Genomic DNA, 16843 nt, shown 5'->3' with positions numbered 1-16843 from the left:
AACGTGTGCGATCCCGTTCAGGCGGTCTCGGCGTCCGTTTCGAGGACGTTCACGCCCTTCTGCTGGAGGTGACGCATCTGTCCGCGCGCGAACTCCTCCTCCTCGGTCCCCCGCGTCGCGAGCACGTACACCTGTGCGCCGCCGACGGGACGCATCGTCCGGCCCGCGCGCTGGGCACCCTGTCGGCGCGACCCCCCGAGCCCGCTCGCGACGATGGCGACCGTCGCCGCGGGCAGGTCGATCCCCTCGTCGCCCACCCGCGAGACCAGCAGGACGTCGCGCGTTCCATGCCTGAATTCCGAGAGGAGGCGCTCGCGTTTCGCGTAGCGGGTCTCGCCGCTCAGGAAGGGGATGTCGAGCGCCTCGGCGTACTCCTCGCCCTGTTCGAGCCAGTCGACGAAGATCAGGACCTTCTCCTCCGCGTGATCCTCGAGCAGGCGGCGGATCTCCGCGAGTTTCGCGGGGTTCGAGGCGGCGACCTGCCGGCGCTCGTGGCCCAGCGCGCTCGCGTATTCGGATTCTGCCGCCTCGCTCGCCCACGGGACGTAGCGGATCTCCACGTCCGGTTCCATCACGTAGCCCGCCTCGAACAGCGCCGACCAGTCGGTGCCGATCGGCGGGCCGATCAGGGTGAAGATCTCGGCCTCGTCGTCGCTTTCCCTGACGGGGGTCGCCGACAGCCCCAGCCGGTGTTTCGACTGGAGGTCCGCGCTCTGGCGGAAGATCGGCGCGGGAATGTGGTGGCAGTTGTGCGTCAGGATTCCGTTCGCGAGGAACGTGTGCGATTCCGTCTCGAAATCGTAGACAGTCTCTGTCCCGATCTCTTCGATATCATCGACGCGGAGGACGTTAACGTTCGTAAGCTCCTTTAACCGTCGAACGTACTCTACTGCACGTTTTTGACGAGAAACGACGATCTCTGCGACAGCGTCGCGGGCGGCTGAGGTTTTTGATCCGAACTGCCGGTGTGCAGTACCGAGTGAAACGTCCATCGCGGTAGCGAGGCGTTCGAACGTGATATTGTACTGCTTGCGAGCAGTCGCAGCGTCAGCGGCAGTTTCGTCCGCATACTGTGCTAAACCGTCGGTAAGTGCGTGCAGATTTCGCTGTCCAAGCTGGTACTTTCCGCGAATAACGTCGTCGACGGTGGTCCTCGATATATCCATCATCGAACCCAATTCGCTCCCAGTAAGGCGCAGATCGTCCTTCACTGCCGACAGGAACGGTCCAACTGGCAGTCCAGTCGCTGGAGTATCTCCATCGGTAAGCCGGTTCGACTTGTGGTCGAATCGGAACCCGACTCGTTCCCTGAACCGGGGACCGTAGAACGAGGGAACGTACAGTCGATGAATCGTGTTGTGTCGTGGACTCTCGCGTTCGAGGGTATGACGTCGAACCATGATCCCCACTTTCTGAAGGAGCAAAGAGACATCAGTCGCCAACTGCTCCGATGTCGTATCGAATTCGATACGTCCCTTCGGATCGATGGACCCCTCAGCATCGAACAGTCCTCGGAGGAGTGCGCCGATACGATCTTCGGACCACACGTAACTCTCGTCCGGAACGGAAACGGTGGTTGTTTTGTTGCCAGACGGGCCTTGCCAATCGAGCGTCTCGCGTAGCTTCGGGATCCATAGGGTGCGATCACCACGCGCGTTCTCGAACGTCGAATACGTTGCTCCGAGTGAGTCACACAACTGGGTTAGGATAGCTATCTGCTCGTTCGAGCGGCGAGAGAACGAAAACTTCACGTCGTCGTACCGATTCAGGTGTCCGTCCCCGATAAACCAGCCGAGCAGTTCGGCACGCGCGAGATCTACTGCGGTGGCAGTGTCGGCCGGTCGAGCGGTCGGCTCCGAAAGCGGCTGGACGAGGTAGTCTCCCTCCCTAAGTCCCTGTTGTTCGTGAATCTCGCACGTTTTCGGGTCGAATACGAGGTGAGTATGTCCCTCCGTGGCTTTCAAACGACGGCCAGTGTTGGTCGTGATCCGCTGAACCGGAGCGGACGTTCTGTATACGCCTGTAACCGAGTCCCACTGATAGGTCTCGTGTTCGAGATCATACGTCCGTACTGTGAGGTCCACCTCCTCGTTCCACCCATCATCGAACTCATACTTCGCATCCAGCGCCTCGAACGTCGTTTTCCCGTCTGAAGTCTCAACGACGGTATCGCCGGAAAGACATTCGTCGTAGAGTATGAGGCCCCACCGCCGTTCGTCGAACAGCCGGCGGTGGCGGTCCATGCCCGCCGTCTGGTAGGTGGCGATCGTCACCGGCCGGATCTCCTTCTCCCCGCCGTGATACTCGCCGATCCGGCTCTCGTCGAGCGACGTGTTCGCGAGCAGCGACTCGCGCCACTGGGCGGCGAGTTCCCGAGAGGGGACGAGTACAAGGGTCTCGCCGCCGACCGCGGCCATCGCGCCCATGCCCGCGACGGTCTTGCCGCTGCCGGGCGGCCCCACGAGGACGCCCGCCTTCCGCTCGACGAAGCGCTCGACCCACTCGCGCTGATAGTCCCGGAGTTCGAGCGAGAGGTCGACCTCGAGGGGATCGCCCGTATCCAGATCGCGGGCGTCGCGCACGGGGTAGCCCTCGTCGTAGAGGATCCGCTTGATCTCGGCCTCGCTGCCCTCGCGCACCCAGCTCTCGGTGTCGGAGATCGGCGCGTGGAGGTGCGATTCGTCCAGTACCTGCCGGGCGACGTTGCCCATCAGGCTCTCGCTGCTCGCCTCGAGGACGGTGTACCCGTCCTCGTGGGTCCGCAGGGTGAACTGTCGGGCGCGCTTCCACTGGCTCGTGATCCACTCCTCGAGGGCCTCGTGGCGCTCGCCGGTCACCCGCCGGAGGGCGACCAGCAGATCGGCGAGGTCGTCGTAGGGCGCCCCCCAGATGTCCTCTTCCCTGATGCGATAGAGCGCGTCGCCCGCGCTGTTCGAATCGACGAGGTGGGCGAACGTCGAGAGCCGCGCCCGGGTGAACTGCTCGGGGTGCGAGACGACGAGTTCGCGGCGGTTGGGGAAGGTGACGACCCGCTCGCGCCTCGCCTGCTGGTCCCACTCGGCGGGGTAGAAGACCACGGGGTCGCGCTCGACGTTCCGGCGGCCTACCCCGCCGGTCTCGGCGAGTTCCGAGAGTCGGCGATCGGCCTCCTCCTGCGTACAGTCGAGGACCCGCGCGACCTCCTCGGCGGTGACGACCGGGTGGCCCAGTTCCTGGATCGCGTCGTAGAACTCGTCGAGCGGGGTGTCGTCGGTCACTGTCCGCGGGTAGGACCGCCGGGGGCTAAACGGCTTTCACTTCCCGATCACGACGGCCGACCGCAGGTCGAGCGCGGTCTCGAACTCCTCGCGGCGATCCTCGCGCTTGCCGAGGCGTTTCAGTTGCTCCTCGTGGGTCCGGCGGACCGCCTCGTACTCGCGGCGATCGAGTCCGATCGCGTCCCCGACCCCCTCCCAGTGGTCGGCGGAGACGAAAAAACAGCAGGCGTCGTCGTCCTCGGCGGCGAGTTCGTAGCGCCGTCGGTACTCGTCGAGTTCGGGAGCCAGTTCGGTCTGGACCCGTTCGAGGAGGTCGGGGAGTCGGCTCCCCGCGACGCTCGCCTTCGCGGCGGCGAGCAACACCACCTGCCCGTCGATCGGATGGCTCATCCGCCCGCGCGCATCGCCTTCTGGGCGAAGTCGTCGATCAGCGGCGTCAACGTGTCCTCCTCGCCCTCGAAGACGACCGTCACCTCCGTCAGCGACATGCTGGGGCCGATCGAGACCTTCTCGGAGGAGAGGTCGGCCGTCCAGTCCTCGCCGACGACCCGGTCGTCGGCCTCGACCTCGCCGCCGAGGTTCGAGAGGTAGTGGCGGGCGAGGCGCTGGCTGATCCCCCGAAACGAGCGCTCGGTTCTCATCGTCCTCCGGCGACCGGCGGGAAGAGGCTCACCGTATCGCCCGACTCGAGCGGCGTCTCCGGACCCTGTGCGTGGGTCACGTCCCGGCCGTTCTTGAGGATCGAGAGCTGCGGTTGGATCGCCCCCTCGTCGTCGAGAAGCCGGCCCTCCAACCCGTCGAACTCGGATTCGAGGGCCGCGAGCACGTCCCCGACCGTGGCCCCGTCCTCGTACTCGCGTTCGATCGTCTTCCGGCCGATGGCCTCCCGAAACGTCGCGAACGAGCGCAGTTCGAGGTTCATACCCGAAGCAGGAACGCCGGCAGTATAAATGCCGGTCGTCGCGCCGTGCGGGATCAGCGACGGAGGCGAACGCCGAGCGCGCCGCTGAGCGCGCCGAGACACACCGCGAGCGTGCCGACCGCGGCGAACGACGGGGGCGAGAGCGTCTCGTAGGCGAGCACGAGCGCCACCCGCGAGACCGAGCCGGTCCCGAACGCCAGCGACACCGCGACGGCGACCATCAGCCCCGCGGTACAGCACACCACCGCGGCGCCCTGGAGCGCGCCGCTCGCCGTCGGTCGGGTGAAGTAGCCCGCCGTGAGGCCGCCACAGAACAGCCCGACCGTCGTGATCGTGAGCCGAACCGCCCCCGAGAGCGGCCCGACGATCGAGACGAAGATGGCGAGCACGCCGAAACAGAGGCCGGCGGCGACCGCACCGCCGTCTATCGCCCGGTCCGCCCCGCCCCGCGAGCGCCGTTTGCGGGCATAGGCCGGGTCCTCGTCGCTCATACGGCGTCGCTCAACCGGATCCCGTCGTCCACGAGGCGGGCGTGGCGCTCCTGGTCGAGCGCCTCCGCCAGCTCCTCGTGGTCGTAGAGCTGCTGGATCAGCGCGTACTGGAAGTCACACCACACCTCCGCGTAGATCGACGACTGGCCCCACGCCCGGAGTTCGGCGATGAGCCCGTCGTATTGCTCCCAGCGCTCCTCGATCCGATCGAGCACGTCGGCGGCGGCGCTCGCGGCCTCGCTTTCGCCCTCGTCGATGGCCGCGTTGATGTAGCCCTCGTACTGGTCGATCTCTCGCTGCATCGCCACGATCGTCTCGTCGCTGTCCTCGGGCAGCGTCTCGCCGAGCTCTCGGGGTACCGCAAGTGTGATCTCGTCCATGGAGGCGCATGGAACGCATAGGATAAAGATCTGTCCGACGAACGGAGAGCGACGACGCCGTCAAAAGCGGTGATCGCTTAGTTCGTGTCGATCTCCTCGGTCGTCGTGTATTCCTCGTCCCGGTAATCGCGTTCGATCGCGGTTATCGCCGACGGGAGCGACTCGAATTCGAGACGGACCTCGTACTCGTCTGCGCTGATGTCATCGGTACACACCCCACCCTCGTCGCTCGCCCACGTCACGACAACGGTCACCGTATCGGACTCGCCGTCGTAGGTGATCCCATCGAGCGTCGCTTCGTTGCACGATCCGGACCCGACCAGTAGCGTGCCGGTGACGACCGCACGGCCGTTCTCTGCGTCAATCCGAACCGTAGGATTGTTCCGGTGGTCTTCGTACCGTCCATCCGAGAACTCGAAGTCGGCCTCGGCCACCGGTTTCGGCGTCTCGATTTCGTTCGACGGTCGGGGGTCGAGACGTCCCAAGCACCCGCCCAGCGGGATAGCTACTCCTGCAAGGGATACCTTGCAGATCTGACGGCGGCGCATAGTCGTACCGTTTGCCGTCGTTCGCTATGCTTTTTTTGGCCGTTTTCGTTCGACTGACCCCGAGAACGGGAAATAACAGGCACTCCCACCGCTGGACAGAGTACGGAGAAACGCTATCGGTACCGCTCCTCGACGTGACGGACATCGACCGCAACTCCCCGAGAGCTCTCTGTCATCTCGCGGCCGAACATCTCCGCGCGCCCGACCGCGAAGGCTTTGGGACCCTCGACGACCACCTCGTCGCCCGTGCGGATGGTCTCGTCGGCATCCAGAATCCCCGGCGCGAGGACGTTCCCGTGGGGAACGAACCCGTCGATCTCGACGCGTTTGGTGTGAGCGTCGCTCTCGATCCATTGCCGAGCGCCCGCGAGCGTCAGCGCCAGCGTCCCGTACTGGGGGACCATCGCGGCCAGTTGCTCGCCATCCGCGGTGTGCGCGCGGAACTTCGGGTACCGGCTCTGGATCGAGAGGTCGTCGAAGAGTTCCTCGCCCGCGCCCTCGCCGAACTGGTAGTCCGCGATCGCTTTCACCGTGTTGTGCTGGCGCTCGCGCTTTCCGTACTTGAGTTCGCCGTCGAGCGTCCGCATGAGGTTCGCGATCGAGTCGGTCGTGGTCGGGTGGTCCTCGACGGTGTACTCGATCTCGGCGTCGACGTGGGGTTCGACGCGCTCTACGATCTCGCGGTAGTCCTCGGGCAGGTGAGCGATGATCCTCGGGTAGTCGTTGCGTTCGAGGTAGCGCCGGAGCACGCGGGAAACGAAGGCGATCTCGGTTTCAGTCCACCTTCCCGTAACGGCGGTGTCGTAGTGCTGGGCGGGGTAGGTCGTCTCGAGTTCCTGGGGGACGACCCCGATCGGCGAGGTCATCGAGACGAGGTGGGCCCGGTACTGGATCGCGTCGTGGAACTGGCCGTGGCTCTGGGACTCGCTGTAGGGTTTCGTGGCCGAACAGGGTACCAACACGAGCGGGTTCGAAAACCGATTGCGATAGCGCGACGTGACCCGGTCGGCGAAGCGCTGGATCTCCACCCGGCGAAGGGTGTCGTCGGTCGTCGCGCTGATTTCACTGGTGCGGTGGATCGGGGTTCGCTCCTCGAGGTAGCCCCACTCCGAATCGAACTCCCGGAAGAGAGAGGTCAGCCACGGCGCGTGGCGGGCCTGCCCCTCGACGTAATCCCGAAGCCGTCCCGCGCGGATCCGCTCGCGCACGGTCGCGAGTTCGGCCCTGAGCGCGTTCTCGTTGTGTTCGGCGCAGTCCTCGCGGGTGAACTCCTCGATCGAGCGCTGGCACGCCGGACAGGCACACGGCAGTTCCTCCAGATCCGAGAGGAAGTGCTCGCCCTCGCTCGTGAGATACTTGCCCTGGGTGCCCTTCACGACCGCTCTGTGGGTATCGAGGAGGTCGACGCCGACGTAGGCGAGCAGGGCGGCGTTCCGCGGCGTGGCGACGCCCGAGAGATAGAGTGCGGTGTCGGCGGGGATCGCCTCCCTGGTTTCGATGATCGCCTCCCGAAGCGCGCTCGCGTGGCCGACGACCCCCTGCGCGGTCGAGAGGACGTAGGCGTCGGTACCGACATCGCCGGCGGTAGAAGGGGAAACGACCGCGGCGCTCGGGTACTCGACGTCCGGATGCGAGACGGCGAACGCCTCCTCGACCTCCTCTGCGGTGCCACTCGGAAACGCCCGATGCGGGAGGATCGTCACGCGGTTCTCGTGGCCGTCGGGCAACTCACGGTCCTCCGACCAGAGGCTGCCGGCGTCCTCGACGAAGTCGTCGGCGAGCGCCGGGGTCCGTACGGACTCACTGAGGCGGACCTCGCCGAGGCGTGCGGCCCCGTCGCGCCCGTGGACCTCGAAGTGCTCGGTCATGGCCCCTCGTCGGACCCCTCACGGGAACTATCCGTCGGTTCGACCCGTACCGTCTCGGGCAGGGCCGCGAGCGCCCGATCGGGCCACTCCGCGACGAGCGTGACCTCGCAGTCGGGGTTCGCCTCGGCTAGCTTGGCGACCCCGCGGGCGGCGGCGGCGTAGGCCTCGGCGTCGAGTCGGTCGGGGATCTCGGCGTTTGCAGGATAGGTCTCGGCGAGTTCGTCCGGGACGGGCCCGAACGGCGGGCGGACCGCCCAGACCTCCTCCGCGTCGATCCCTTCGGCGGAGCCGTCGGCGAGCAGGAGCGAGTCGGGGACCGAGAGCCGTTCGAGTCGGCGGTGGTGACGGAACACCTCGGGTCGGCGGGCGCTCTCGCCCGAGAGGTAGAAGAAGGTGGTCTTCGAGGCGGGGTCGGTGCGTTCGAGTTCGTCGACATGGGAAAGCAGTGCCCGGTAGCCGTCGAGCATGGTCGGATGGCCTCTCGCCCGTGTTTCGACGAGTTCGAGCAAGGTGCCCGACCGGATGGCCTGCTTGATCCGCCGTATCTCGCCGAAGGAGACGTGGAGGTTGTGCTCCGAGAGCAGCCGCTCCGTCTCGTCGTGTGCCTCAACCTCCGCGGGCGAGAACTCGGCGCAGACCGGACACGAACACGGGAAGTAATCGAGGTCCGCGAGGTGGTCGGTCCCCCGAACCGTGAGGTAGCGCCCGTCGCGCGCGTAGATGGCGTAGGCCGCCGAATCGAACAGGTCACAGCCCGCGGCGACCGCGAGCGCGAACATCATGGGGTGGCCCGCGCCGAAGAGGTGGACCGGCGCGGCCGGCCCGAGCCCCCGTTTGGCGGCCATCACGACGTCGATCATCTCGCCGTACCGGTAGTCGTTCATCAGCGGGACGACCGCCCCCACCGGAAAGACGTCCAGCCCCGTCCCCGCGGCGTGTTCGCCCGCCGACTCGCGCAGGTCGGGGTAGGTCGATCCCTGGACGGGGGCCGAGAGGAGCATGTCGCCCGCGTCGAACTCGCTCGCCCGTTCGAGTCGCTCCTGCGTGGTTTCGAGTTCGATTTCGGCGCTCTCTCGGACGGCCTCGGGCGGCGTCGGGATGTCGACCGGCGTGGCGATGTCGGAGCCGATCGCGCGCTGAAAGTCCAGGATCTCCGCGCTCGTGACGTCGATCTCGCCGTATTCGGAGAGTTGAAACGAGCCCGAGTCGGTCATGATCGCGCCGGGGAAATCCAGCAGGTCGTGCAGACCACGCGAGAGGGCCTCCTCGCGCAGGTCGTCGCTGCCGTGCAGGATGTAGGAGTTCGTGATGAGGATCTCCGCGCCGAAGCGTTCTGCGAGTTCCCGGGGAGGGATCGTCTGGATGTGGGGGTTGACCACCGGCATGATGGTGGGGGTCTCGACGGTGACGCCCGCACGCGGGACCGAGAGCCGGCCGATCCGCCCGGCGGCGTCCCAGTCGCGGGCCTCGAAGATCTCGCTCATTGGCCGGGGTTGGACGGAGTTCCGGGTAAGGGTTGCGAGTCACTCCTTCCGGGCGACCAGCCGCACGTCGGCGTCGTCCTCCGTGATCTCCATCGGCTCCTCGTAGCTGACGACCCGCAGGTCGAGGCATGCCCGCAGAAGGTCGTTGGGGTGAAACCGAAATCGGTGGGAGTCGTCGCCGGGCGGGTGGAGGCGATGTTCGTACAGCAGGACGCCCCCGGGTGCGAGCGCGCGCTTGAGGGCGGGCAGCGCGTTCAGGCTGTAGTAGCGACTCACCACGATCATGTCGTACGTCCCGGAAGGAAGCTCGTACTCCTCGACGTCGTCCCGGACGAACTCGATGCGCTCGGAGACGCCCCGGTCGGCCGCGCGCTCGCGGGCGATCTCGAGTCCCTCCTCGGAGACGTCGATCGCGTCGACCGAGTAGGTATGATCGGCGAGGAAAAGCGCGTTCCGGCCGCCGCCGGTCGCGACGTCGAGCGCCCGACCTGCGGGGAGGTCATCGATCCACTCCCGAAGGAGGTCCGAGGGATCGCTCGGCGGGTCGCGCTCGCGATAGCGCTCGTTCCAGCGGGCGCGCTCCTCGTCGGTCATGTCGAGAGGGCGTAGCGGAGCACTCCGAGGGCGGTCCGCCCGTCGCGGATCTCGCCGCTTTGGACCTCCTCGAGGAGCGCGTCCCAGTCGGCGGTCGTCACCCGGATCGACTCGTTGAAATCGAGGTCCTTTTCGGCGGTCGGCTCGCAGTCGTGGGCGACGAAGTAGTGGTGGACCACGTCGAGCAGGCCGTTCGCCGGCTCCGCCGTGGTGAGGTTCTCCACGCGGTCGGCCTCGTATCCGGTCTCCTCGGCGAGTTCGCGCCGTGCGGCCGTTTCCATGTCCTCATCGGGTTCCATGCTCCCCGCCGGAAGCCCGCGGTTGACCCGTTTCACGGCGTGGCGCCACTCCTCGATGAGGACGACCTCGCCCTCGGGGGTGAACGGGAGGATCACCGCCGCCGGTGGCTCGCGCGCGTAGTCGAACTCCGTCTCGGTGCCGTCGGGCAGGCGGACCTCCTCGTGGATCACGTCGAAGCCGGGGCACGAGTAGGCAACCGACTCGTCCAGCGTCTCCCATTCGAGGGGATCGCTCATGCCGGGGTTAGGACCGATCGAAACCAGAAGCTTCCGACACGCCGGCGAAGTAGTAGTGATAGTGGTTCGCACAGCCGGGGTTGAACGCCGCGCCACAGGCGGGGCAAACGTGGCGTGAATCGAGGTACTCGCGGATCGTGAGTTCGACCCCGCAGACCCCACAGCGGACGGCGCGTTCGTCGCGGGCCTCTGCGGGCCAGCGTTCGGCGTCGTGGTCCGCGCGGGCGGCGTGACACTCGTAGCAGGCGTACCACTCGCCACAACAGGGAAACCGGATCGCGATCACGTCCCGTGGCGAGTCGTAGTGGGCACACCGTGTCTCGGAGTCGAGGTCGACGCCACGGACGGTTACGTCGTCGACCATCGTCGATCGATCGGCCCGGGCGGTCATCAAGCCGTCGCTATCGCAGCCGACGGCGACCGGACTCGACGCGTATCGTGGCCTCCTTCCATTTAATGGTATCAAATGGTAGCGAATGGTATTTCGGGGCAACACTTAACCCGCCGAACGGTGTACGTTCGGGTGATGACCGATCAGCATACACCGATGAACGTGGCGTTCGAGATGCAGCGACTGGCGATCGAGCAAGGCCAGCGTGCCTTCGAGCAGGGGGTCCAGGCCCAGCGAAACGCGAACCGGATGGCGCTCAGCGGCTTCGAGGTCCAAGAAGAGCTCCAACACCAGAGCCTCGAGCTGATGCGCGAGACGACCCACGGCTATCTCGACGCCGTCGAATCGACGGTTCCCGGCGGGCGAAGCGGGTTCCGTCAGCTTCACCGCGCCGTCGACCAGCAGTTCGACAGCGTCGAAGAGGGCCACGATCAGCTCCTCGAGAGCCTCGAATCCGGGTTCGAGGAGGGGACTGAGGCGTACGATGAGGCCCTCGAACGGCAGGTCGACGTGATCGAGGAGCAGACCGAGACGCTGCTCGACGCCCAAGAGGAAACCCGGGAACGGACCGAAGCGGTCTCCGAGGAGTTCCGAGAGCAGATCGAGGAGTCACAGGAGCGAATGCGCCAGCAGTCGGAGCAGTTCCAGGAGCAACTCGAGGGACAGTCCGAACAGTTTCGAGAGGAGATGCAGCAGTTCCAGGAGCAACTGACCGAACAGCTCGAAACGCTCCAGTCCGAGATGCTCGAGACCCAAGAGCAACTGCAAGAGCAGGCCGAAGAACAGGTCGAGGGCACGCAGACACGGCTCCAGCAGCAGACCGAGGAGACAGGGGAACGGATCGAGCGGATCCAGGGACTCGGCGAGACCTACGCCGACCGACTGCGCGAGGCCGGCTTCGAGTCGATGGAGACGCTCGCGGAGGCCAACGCCGAAGCCGTTGCCGAGGCCGCCGAGGTCTCCGAGGAGCAGGCCGAAGAGTGGATCGGCGTCGTCGAGTCGAACCAGTTCTAAGTAATCGAATCGACCGCGAACGACCACCATCCCCGAATATCTCACTCCCCGCTTCCCGTCGCCGCGGACACCGTCAAGTTTTTAGGCAATCCTAAAAGATCTCGGATCGACATGGGCCGCGACATCTGCGTCATCGTGCCGACGATCCGTGAATACGAGTGCATGCGCGAGTACATCGACAACGCACGCGATCACGGGTTCGACACCTCGCGGCTCCACGTTCTCCTGATCACGGAGGACTTCTGTGAGGTCGACGCGATGGCGGCGATGCTCGACGAGGAGGGCGTCTCCGGGGAGGTCTTCGACGGCACGCGGCGGGAGGAGTGGTACGAGGACCACGGAATCGCCGAGTACGACCACCTCGTGCCGGCGGCGAGCCACGCCGAGACGAGTTTCGGGCTGCTGTACGTGTGGGCGAACCCCGAGTTCGAGTACGGCGTCTTCATCGACGACGACACCCTCCCCCACGAGGACGAAGACTTCTTCGGAACCCACGTGGAGAACCTCGCGTTCGAGGGCGAGGTCGAGGAGGTCTCCTCGGACGAGCGGTGGGTGAACGTCCTCTATCGGAACGCGGACGACCACGGGCTCTACCCTCGGGGGTACCCCTACTCGGCGATGGACGAGACGGTCGAGACCGACACGACCGGGATCGAAGCGGGTCGGGTCGTCGCCTCCCAGGGGCTCTGGACCAACGTACCCGACCTGGACGCCGTGCGCATCCTGATGGACGGCGACCTGGAGGGGCAGGCCCGGACCCGGACGAGCCGGGAGGACTTCGGGGCGGACTTCGTCGCCGCGCCGGGCAACTACCTAACGGTCTGCTCGATGAACCTCGCCTTTCGCCGCGAGGTGATCCCGGCGTTCTACCAGCTCCCGATGGACGACAACCGCTGGGACGTCGGCCGGTTCGACGACATCTGGAGCGGCGTGTTCCTCAAGCGCGCCTGCGACCTCCTCGGGACGCGCATTTACAACGGCGCGCCCCTCTGTGAGCACAACAAGGCCGCCCGCTCGACGTTCGACGACCTCCACAACGAGGTCGCCGGCCTCGAACTCAACGAACACCTCTGGGAGATCGTCGACGACGTGGAGCCAGAAGTGGAGGTCGCCCGAGGTGGGGACGCCGGGGCAGAGGATTACGCCGCGGTCTACCGGGCGATGGCAGGCGAACTCGCCGTCGGCGAGTTCGACGGGTACCGAAACGGGGCCTTCCTCAACCACGTCGGCGAGCACATGCGCGACTGGCTCGCGTGTCTCGACGCCCTCGACCGGGTTCCCGCAGTCGCCGACGACTGAAACAGCAGCTATAAGTCGGTTTAGGCAGACCTAAAACCCATGACACGAGACACACTGGGTCGACGCGGTCGCCGGCGGTTCCTGATCGGGACGGCGGCGGTCGGGGCGGCGGGGCTGTCGGGCTGTACGGGACTGTTCGGCGGCAACGAGGACGACGAGGACGAAAACGGGGGCGACCCGTCGATCGGCCAGATCGGGTCGGGCCGCGAGGGGCGGGACGCGCCCGGGGGGACGCCGATGGAGGAGTTGCCCGCCCTCGAGGGCGAACTCACCGTCTACTCGGGCCGGGGCGAGTTCCTCGTGGGCGACCTGGTCGGCTACATCGGGGACCTCTACGACGGCTTCTCGCTGGACGTCCGGTACGGCAACTCGACCGACCTCGTCAACCAGATCCTCACCGAGGGGGGCGGAACGCCCGCCGACGTGTTCTACTCGGTCAACGCCGGATCACTCGGGGCGCTGGCGTCGGAGGGGCGGACCCGGTCGCTGCCCGACGACCTGTTGGAGACGGTTCGCGAGGAGTTCCACGCCCAGGACTGGATCGGCACCTCGGGGCGCGCCCGGACGGTCCCGTACAATACGGAAGCGCTCTCGGCCGGGGACATGTCCGACAGCATCGACGACTACGCGAGCGGGTTCGCCGGATCGCTCGGATGGGCGCCCTCGTACGGCTCCTGTCAGGCGTTCGTGACCGCGATGCGGATTCTCAGGGGCGAGGCGGCGACCCGCGAGTGGCTCCAGGGCGTCCTCGACGCGGGCATCGCCGACTACCCCGACGAGTTCGCGGTGTGTCAGGCGATCGCCGACGGCGAGATCGACGCCGGCTTCACGAACCACTACTACATCCAGCGCGTCCTCGACGGCTCGCCGGAGGCCCCCATCGAGACGTCGTTCACCGAGGGCGACGCCGGGGCGATCCTCAACGTCGCGGGCGCGACCGTCACCGACGCCGCCGCCGATCCCGACCTCGCGGTGAACTTCATCCGCCACCTCCTCTCCGCGGAGGCCCAGGACTACTTCGCGCGCACCACCTTCGAGTACCCGGTGATCCCGGACGTCGAACCCATCGGGGACCTCCCGACGATCGACGAGCTCAGCCCGCCTTCGGAGTTGGATCTGACCCAGCTATCGGACCTCGAACCGACGATCAACCTGATGCGCGACGTCGGCATCGACGTCTAACGCGCCGCCGAATGAATCGCCCCTCGGGCCGGTGGCCGGATCGCGAACCGCTTTTGGCCGCCGTCGTCGCGGCCCTCGCCGCTGTCGCCGTCTTCGCCGTCGCCAGCGTCGTCTTCCCGTATCACTCGGTCAACCACGACGAGGCGGTCTACCTCCAGCAGGCCGCGATGTTGCTCGAGGGACAGCTCCAACTGCACGCGGGCGACCTCGCGGGCGCGTTTCGCCCGTGGTTCTTCGTCGAGGACGGCGGGCGGCTCTACCCGAAGTACGCGCCGGTGCCCGCGGCGATGTACGCCGTCTCGATGGCGCTGTTCGGCGAACCCCGCGTGACGCTCGCCGCCGTCGCGGGCGGGAACGCCCTGTTGGTCTACGTTCTTGGAACGATGGCGTTCGACCGCCGGATCGGCGTCGTCGCCGCCGCGACGTTTGCGGCCGCGCCGATGACGCTCGTGACCTCCTCGGTGTTCCTGCCGTACGCCCCGACCACGCTGTTGAACCTGCTCTTTGCCGTCTGCTATCTCCGGGGGGTCCGGCGTCGAAACCGGCGGTACGCCGCCGCCGCCGGCCTCGCCATCGGTCTCGCCTTCTTCGCTCGGCCCTACACCGCCGTACTCTTCGCCGCGCCGTTCGTCGTCCACGCCCTCTGGACGGTCGGGTCGGCGCTCCGCGAGGAGGGGCTCCGACCGCTGCCCGGCCCCGTCGAGCGGAACGCCCTGACGGCGGTGGGTGGGCTTTCGTTCGTCGGCCTGACGCTCGCGTACAACGCCGTCCTCACCGGGTCGCCGCTCGTCTTTCCGTTCGCGGCGTTCGCGCCGATGGACGGGCCGGGCTTCGGCCGGCGGCGCATCCTCGAACACGCCATCGAATACACGCCCGCGCTCGCGCTGGAGGCCAACGCCCACGTCCTCCGATACCTCGCGACGCGGTGGTTCACCGCGGGCGCGCTCGGGGTCGCGTGTGCGGCCTGTGGGCTGGCGCTCGCGGTCAGCCGGTGGCGCGGTTCGGAAAATCGGGTCACCCGGGCGACGCTCGCGGGGCTGTTCCTCACGGTTCCGCTCGGGAACGTCTTCTTCTGGGGGAATTTCAACATCCTGGCGACGATGGACGACCCGACCGACGGCCTGATCGCGTCGCTGGGCCCGTTCTACCACTTCGACCTGCTCGTTCCCCTCTCGATTTTCGCGGCGGCAGGAGTCGTGACCGGCTGGCGGTGGCTCGCGGCGCGGGTCCGTGAGCGGGCCTCCCCGCCCGCGGCTCGCCCCGTACTCGCGGCTACCCTCATCGTGAGCCTCGCGCTCGCGGGGGCCGCGACCGCCCCGCTGGTCGCCGAGCCGATCGAGCGAAACGCCGACTACACGGCGAAGTACGAGACGGCCTACGAACCGATCGAGGCGGTCGACTTCGACGAGGCGCTCGTCTTCGTCCCGACCCCCTACGGCGAGTGGCAGAACCACCCCTTCCAGTCGCTGCGCAACGACCCCGGCTTCGACGGATCGGTGGTCTACGCGCTGGATCGCGACCCGGGCGAGGACTTCGCCGTCCTCGATGCCTATCCGGATCGAAACTACTACCGCTACGCCTACCGCGGCGAGTGGACGCCCGATCCCGACGAGGGCGTCGCTCCGAAACTCGAACCCCTCTCGGTCCGCTCGGGCGATCGGCTCGCGGGCGAGACGACCGTCGGCGTCCCCGCGAACGTCGACCGCGCGACGGTCCGCCTGGAGGCCGGCGGCGAGGTCGCCGAGTACGGGGTCGACGACCCCGGCGAACGGATCACGGTGGACTGGACGCTCGAACCGGGTGCGGCCCGGCTAGAAGGAAGCGACTCGCCCGTGGACGTTGAGGGAACGGAGGAGGTCGTCCTCACGGTCACGCTGGTCCAGCCCGACGGCTCGACGCTGACCTACCGTCAGGAGACGGCCGTCAGGGACGAGGGCGAGCGCGTCGAGGCGATCGCGCCGCCCGAGCGGTCCGTCTGCACGCTCGTGACGCAATGCGGGTCCGAGGGGACGTACCTCTCCGAGAACCCCGACGCCCACCGCGAGGGCGTCTCCTTCGAGACGCGGATCGAACCCGCCTAGCGAAGGCGTTCCTCGATACCGGCCCGCAGGATGGATTTCGCGATCGCCGCACCACCAGAAAAGGGATCGAGCTTCGTCTCGCCCGCGCGCTCGCGGTACTCGATGGGTATCTCCCGGACCGCGTAGCCCCGCATCAGCGACCGGATCAGCAGTTCGGCCGACAGGCCGGTGTTCTCGGTCCACTCGATCGACTCGACGACCTCGCGGCGATAGGCGCGCATCCCGGTGGTGGTGTCGTGGACCCGCTCGCCCATCAGGGCGCTCGCCAGCAGCGCGAACGCCGCGTTGCCCAGCCGATTGGTCGTCGGCATCGCGTCGGCGCCGTGATAGAGGCGGTCCCCGCTGACCACGTCGTAGCCGGCGTTGATCCCGGCGAGGAACTCCGGTAGGCGCTCCATCGGGTAGGTGTCGTCGCAGTCGGTCGTCACCACCACGGGTCGCTCGGGCGCGAGGATCGCCGCCCGGACCGCGACCCCGTAGCCCTGTGGCTCCTGCTCGATCACTCGCGCGCCGTGCTCGCGAGCGATCTCCGGGGTGCGATCCGAGGAGCCGTCGACACAGACGACCTCGGCCCGTCCGTCGGTGACCCGCTCGATGTCGGCCAGGACCGTGCCGATCGCCGCCTCCTCGTTGTACGTCCCCATCACGACGCTCACGTCCTCGAACGTGTACTCCTCCCCTTCGCCCGTCGATGACGCCGGACGCGCTACCGATCGTTCGAGCCCCGAGTCGCCGGCCCGATGAACCTGACTCATTGCCCCCCGTTTCGGTCGGGGGGACTTATTCTTTTAGGTTC

At 67.1% G+C, this 16843-nt stretch carries 17 protein-coding genes; 4 read left to right on the top strand and 13 right to left on the bottom strand.

Annotated features, from left to right (window positions below; translation table 11 throughout):
• Nucleotides 1-17 precede the first annotated feature (17 nt).
• The 12 genes from QRT08_RS10755 to QRT08_RS10700 all read right to left on the bottom strand — a co-directional run bounded on the left by QRT08_RS10755 (nt 18) and on the right by QRT08_RS10700 (nt 10444).
• The gene (locus QRT08_RS10755) at nt 18-3257 is read right to left on the bottom strand and encodes a DEAD/DEAH box helicase family protein (protein ID WP_286045947.1); all 3240 of its coding nucleotides are present in this window, start codon (nt 3255-3257) and stop codon (nt 18-20) included.
• Between the two features lie 36 nt (nt 3258-3293).
• Complete coding sequence (locus tag QRT08_RS10750; RefSeq protein ID WP_286045946.1) at nt 3294-3647, bottom strand: DUF8048 family protein; 354 nt, start codon at nt 3645-3647, stop codon at nt 3294-3296.
• A complete protein-coding gene (locus QRT08_RS10745; RefSeq protein WP_286045945.1) occupies nt 3644-3898 on the bottom strand; it encodes a MoaD-like domain-containing protein in 255 nt (84 codons plus the stop codon). Before QRT08_RS10745 ends, QRT08_RS10750 begins: the two co-directional genes overlap by 4 nt.
• Entirely contained in the window at nt 3895-4179 is a 285-nt protein-coding gene (locus tag QRT08_RS10740) for a ubiquitin-like small modifier protein 1 (RefSeq protein ID WP_286045944.1), read from the bottom strand. The genes QRT08_RS10745 and QRT08_RS10740 overlap by 4 nt, the downstream gene beginning before the upstream one ends.
• A gap of 53 nt (nt 4180-4232) precedes the next feature.
• Nucleotides 4233-4670, bottom strand: a complete 438-nt coding sequence (locus tag QRT08_RS10735; RefSeq protein WP_286045943.1) for a hypothetical protein — start codon at nt 4668-4670, stop codon at nt 4233-4235.
• Nucleotides 4667-5050, bottom strand: a complete 384-nt coding sequence (locus QRT08_RS10730; RefSeq protein WP_286045942.1) for a DUF7971 family protein — start codon at nt 5048-5050, stop codon at nt 4667-4669. Before QRT08_RS10730 ends, QRT08_RS10735 begins: the two co-directional genes overlap by 4 nt.
• Nucleotides 5051-5127: 77 nt before the next feature.
• The gene (locus QRT08_RS10725) at nt 5128-5598 is read right to left on the bottom strand and encodes a hypothetical protein (RefSeq protein ID WP_286045941.1); all 471 of its coding nucleotides are present in this window, start codon (nt 5596-5598) and stop codon (nt 5128-5130) included.
• A gap of 113 nt (nt 5599-5711) precedes the next feature.
• Nucleotides 5712-7466 (bottom strand): archaeosine synthase subunit alpha, encoded by a 1755-nt coding sequence (arcS, locus tag QRT08_RS10720; protein ID WP_286045940.1) that lies wholly within the window; start codon nt 7464-7466, stop codon nt 5712-5714.
• Nucleotides 7463-8950, bottom strand: coding sequence for a tRNA guanosine(15) transglycosylase TgtA (tgtA, locus tag QRT08_RS10715; protein WP_286045939.1), 1488 nt, complete (start codon nt 8948-8950; stop codon nt 7463-7465). Before tgtA ends, arcS begins: the two co-directional genes overlap by 4 nt.
• A 39-nt stretch (nt 8951-8989) precedes the next feature.
• Nucleotides 8990-9544, bottom strand: a complete 555-nt coding sequence (locus QRT08_RS10710; RefSeq protein WP_286045938.1) for a class I SAM-dependent methyltransferase — start codon at nt 9542-9544, stop codon at nt 8990-8992.
• A complete protein-coding gene (locus QRT08_RS10705) occupies nt 9541-10080 on the bottom strand; it encodes an NUDIX hydrolase (protein WP_286045937.1) in 540 nt (179 codons plus the stop codon). The genes QRT08_RS10710 and QRT08_RS10705 overlap by 4 nt, the downstream gene beginning before the upstream one ends.
• 7 nt (nt 10081-10087) lie before the next feature.
• Nucleotides 10088-10444, bottom strand: a complete 357-nt coding sequence (locus QRT08_RS10700) for a CHY zinc finger protein (RefSeq protein WP_286045936.1) — start codon at nt 10442-10444, stop codon at nt 10088-10090.
• 162 nt (nt 10445-10606) lie between these two features.
• Between QRT08_RS10700 and QRT08_RS10695 the strand changes: the two genes are divergently transcribed.
• From QRT08_RS10695 to QRT08_RS10680, 4 genes are all read left to right on the top strand, one after another.
• Nucleotides 10607-11485: a helix-hairpin-helix domain-containing protein gene (locus tag QRT08_RS10695; protein ID WP_286045935.1), complete on the top strand. Its 879-nt coding sequence runs from the start codon at nt 10607-10609 to the stop codon at nt 11483-11485.
• Between the two features lie 111 nt (nt 11486-11596).
• Nucleotides 11597-12784, top strand: a complete 1188-nt coding sequence (locus QRT08_RS10690; RefSeq protein ID WP_286045934.1) for an alpha-1 4-glucan-protein synthase — start codon at nt 11597-11599, stop codon at nt 12782-12784.
• Between the two features lie 39 nt (nt 12785-12823).
• Nucleotides 12824-13966: an extracellular solute-binding protein gene (locus QRT08_RS10685; protein WP_286045933.1), complete on the top strand. Its 1143-nt coding sequence runs from the start codon at nt 12824-12826 to the stop codon at nt 13964-13966.
• Nucleotides 13967-13977: 11 nt separating this feature from the next.
• Nucleotides 13978-16047 carry a DUF7846 domain-containing protein gene (locus QRT08_RS10680; protein ID WP_286045932.1) on the top strand — a complete coding sequence of 690 codons (2070 nt, stop codon included), beginning with the start codon at nt 13978-13980 and terminating at the stop codon, nt 16045-16047.
• On the opposite strand, the gene QRT08_RS10675 is transcribed toward QRT08_RS10680, so the two are convergent.
• Nucleotides 16044-16691, bottom strand: coding sequence for a dolichyl-phosphate hexose transferase (locus QRT08_RS10675; RefSeq protein ID WP_483299954.1), 648 nt, complete (start codon nt 16689-16691; stop codon nt 16044-16046). The genes QRT08_RS10680 and QRT08_RS10675 overlap by 4 nt on opposite strands.
• Nucleotides 16692-16843: the final 152 nt, after the last annotated feature.

The organism is Halalkalicoccus sp. NIPERK01, assembly GCF_030287405.1.
GTDB lineage: Archaea > Halobacteriota > Halobacteria > Halobacteriales > Halalkalicoccaceae > Halalkalicoccus.
Note: the sequence above shows the minus strand (reverse complement) of the source record. Positions and strands in the feature narration are given on the sequence as shown.

What these genes read in the sequence shown, in the direction of transcription:
- QRT08_RS10750 (WP_286045946.1), bottom strand. Translation starts at nt 3,647, where the DNA reads ATGAGCCATCCGATCGACGGGCAGGTGGTGTTGCTCGCCGCCGCGAAG.
- QRT08_RS10745 (WP_286045945.1), bottom strand. Translation starts at nt 3,898, where the DNA reads ATGAGAACCGAGCGCTCGTTTCGGGGGATCAGCCAGCGCCTCGCCCGC.
- QRT08_RS10740 (WP_286045944.1), bottom strand. Translation starts at nt 4,179, where the DNA reads ATGAACCTCGAACTGCGCTCGTTCGCGACGTTTCGGGAGGCCATCGGC.
- QRT08_RS10735 (WP_286045943.1), bottom strand. Translation starts at nt 4,670, where the DNA reads ATGAGCGACGAGGACCCGGCCTATGCCCGCAAACGGCGCTCGCGGGGC.
- QRT08_RS10730 (WP_286045942.1), bottom strand. Translation starts at nt 5,050, where the DNA reads ATGGACGAGATCACACTTGCGGTACCCCGAGAGCTCGGCGAGACGCTG.
- QRT08_RS10725 (WP_286045941.1), bottom strand. Translation starts at nt 5,598, where the DNA reads ATGCGCCGCCGTCAGATCTGCAAGGTATCCCTTGCAGGAGTAGCTATC.
- arcS (WP_286045940.1), bottom strand. Translation starts at nt 7,466, where the DNA reads ATGACCGAGCACTTCGAGGTCCACGGGCGCGACGGGGCCGCACGCCTC.
- tgtA (WP_286045939.1), bottom strand. Translation starts at nt 8,950, where the DNA reads ATGAGCGAGATCTTCGAGGCCCGCGACTGGGACGCCGCCGGGCGGATC.
- QRT08_RS10710 (WP_286045938.1), bottom strand. Translation starts at nt 9,544, where the DNA reads ATGACCGACGAGGAGCGCGCCCGCTGGAACGAGCGCTATCGCGAGCGC.
- QRT08_RS10705 (WP_286045937.1), bottom strand. Translation starts at nt 10,080, where the DNA reads ATGAGCGATCCCCTCGAATGGGAGACGCTGGACGAGTCGGTTGCCTAC.
- QRT08_RS10700 (WP_286045936.1), bottom strand. Translation starts at nt 10,444, where the DNA reads ATGGTCGACGACGTAACCGTCCGTGGCGTCGACCTCGACTCCGAGACA.
- QRT08_RS10695 (WP_286045935.1), top strand. Translation starts at nt 10,607, where the DNA reads ATGACCGATCAGCATACACCGATGAACGTGGCGTTCGAGATGCAGCGA.
- QRT08_RS10690 (WP_286045934.1), top strand. Translation starts at nt 11,597, where the DNA reads ATGGGCCGCGACATCTGCGTCATCGTGCCGACGATCCGTGAATACGAG.
- QRT08_RS10685 (WP_286045933.1), top strand. Translation starts at nt 12,824, where the DNA reads ATGACACGAGACACACTGGGTCGACGCGGTCGCCGGCGGTTCCTGATC.
- QRT08_RS10680 (WP_286045932.1), top strand. Translation starts at nt 13,978, where the DNA reads ATGAATCGCCCCTCGGGCCGGTGGCCGGATCGCGAACCGCTTTTGGCC.
- QRT08_RS10675 (WP_483299954.1), bottom strand. Translation starts at nt 16,691, where the DNA reads ATGGGGACGTACAACGAGGAGGCGGCGATCGGCACGGTCCTGGCCGAC.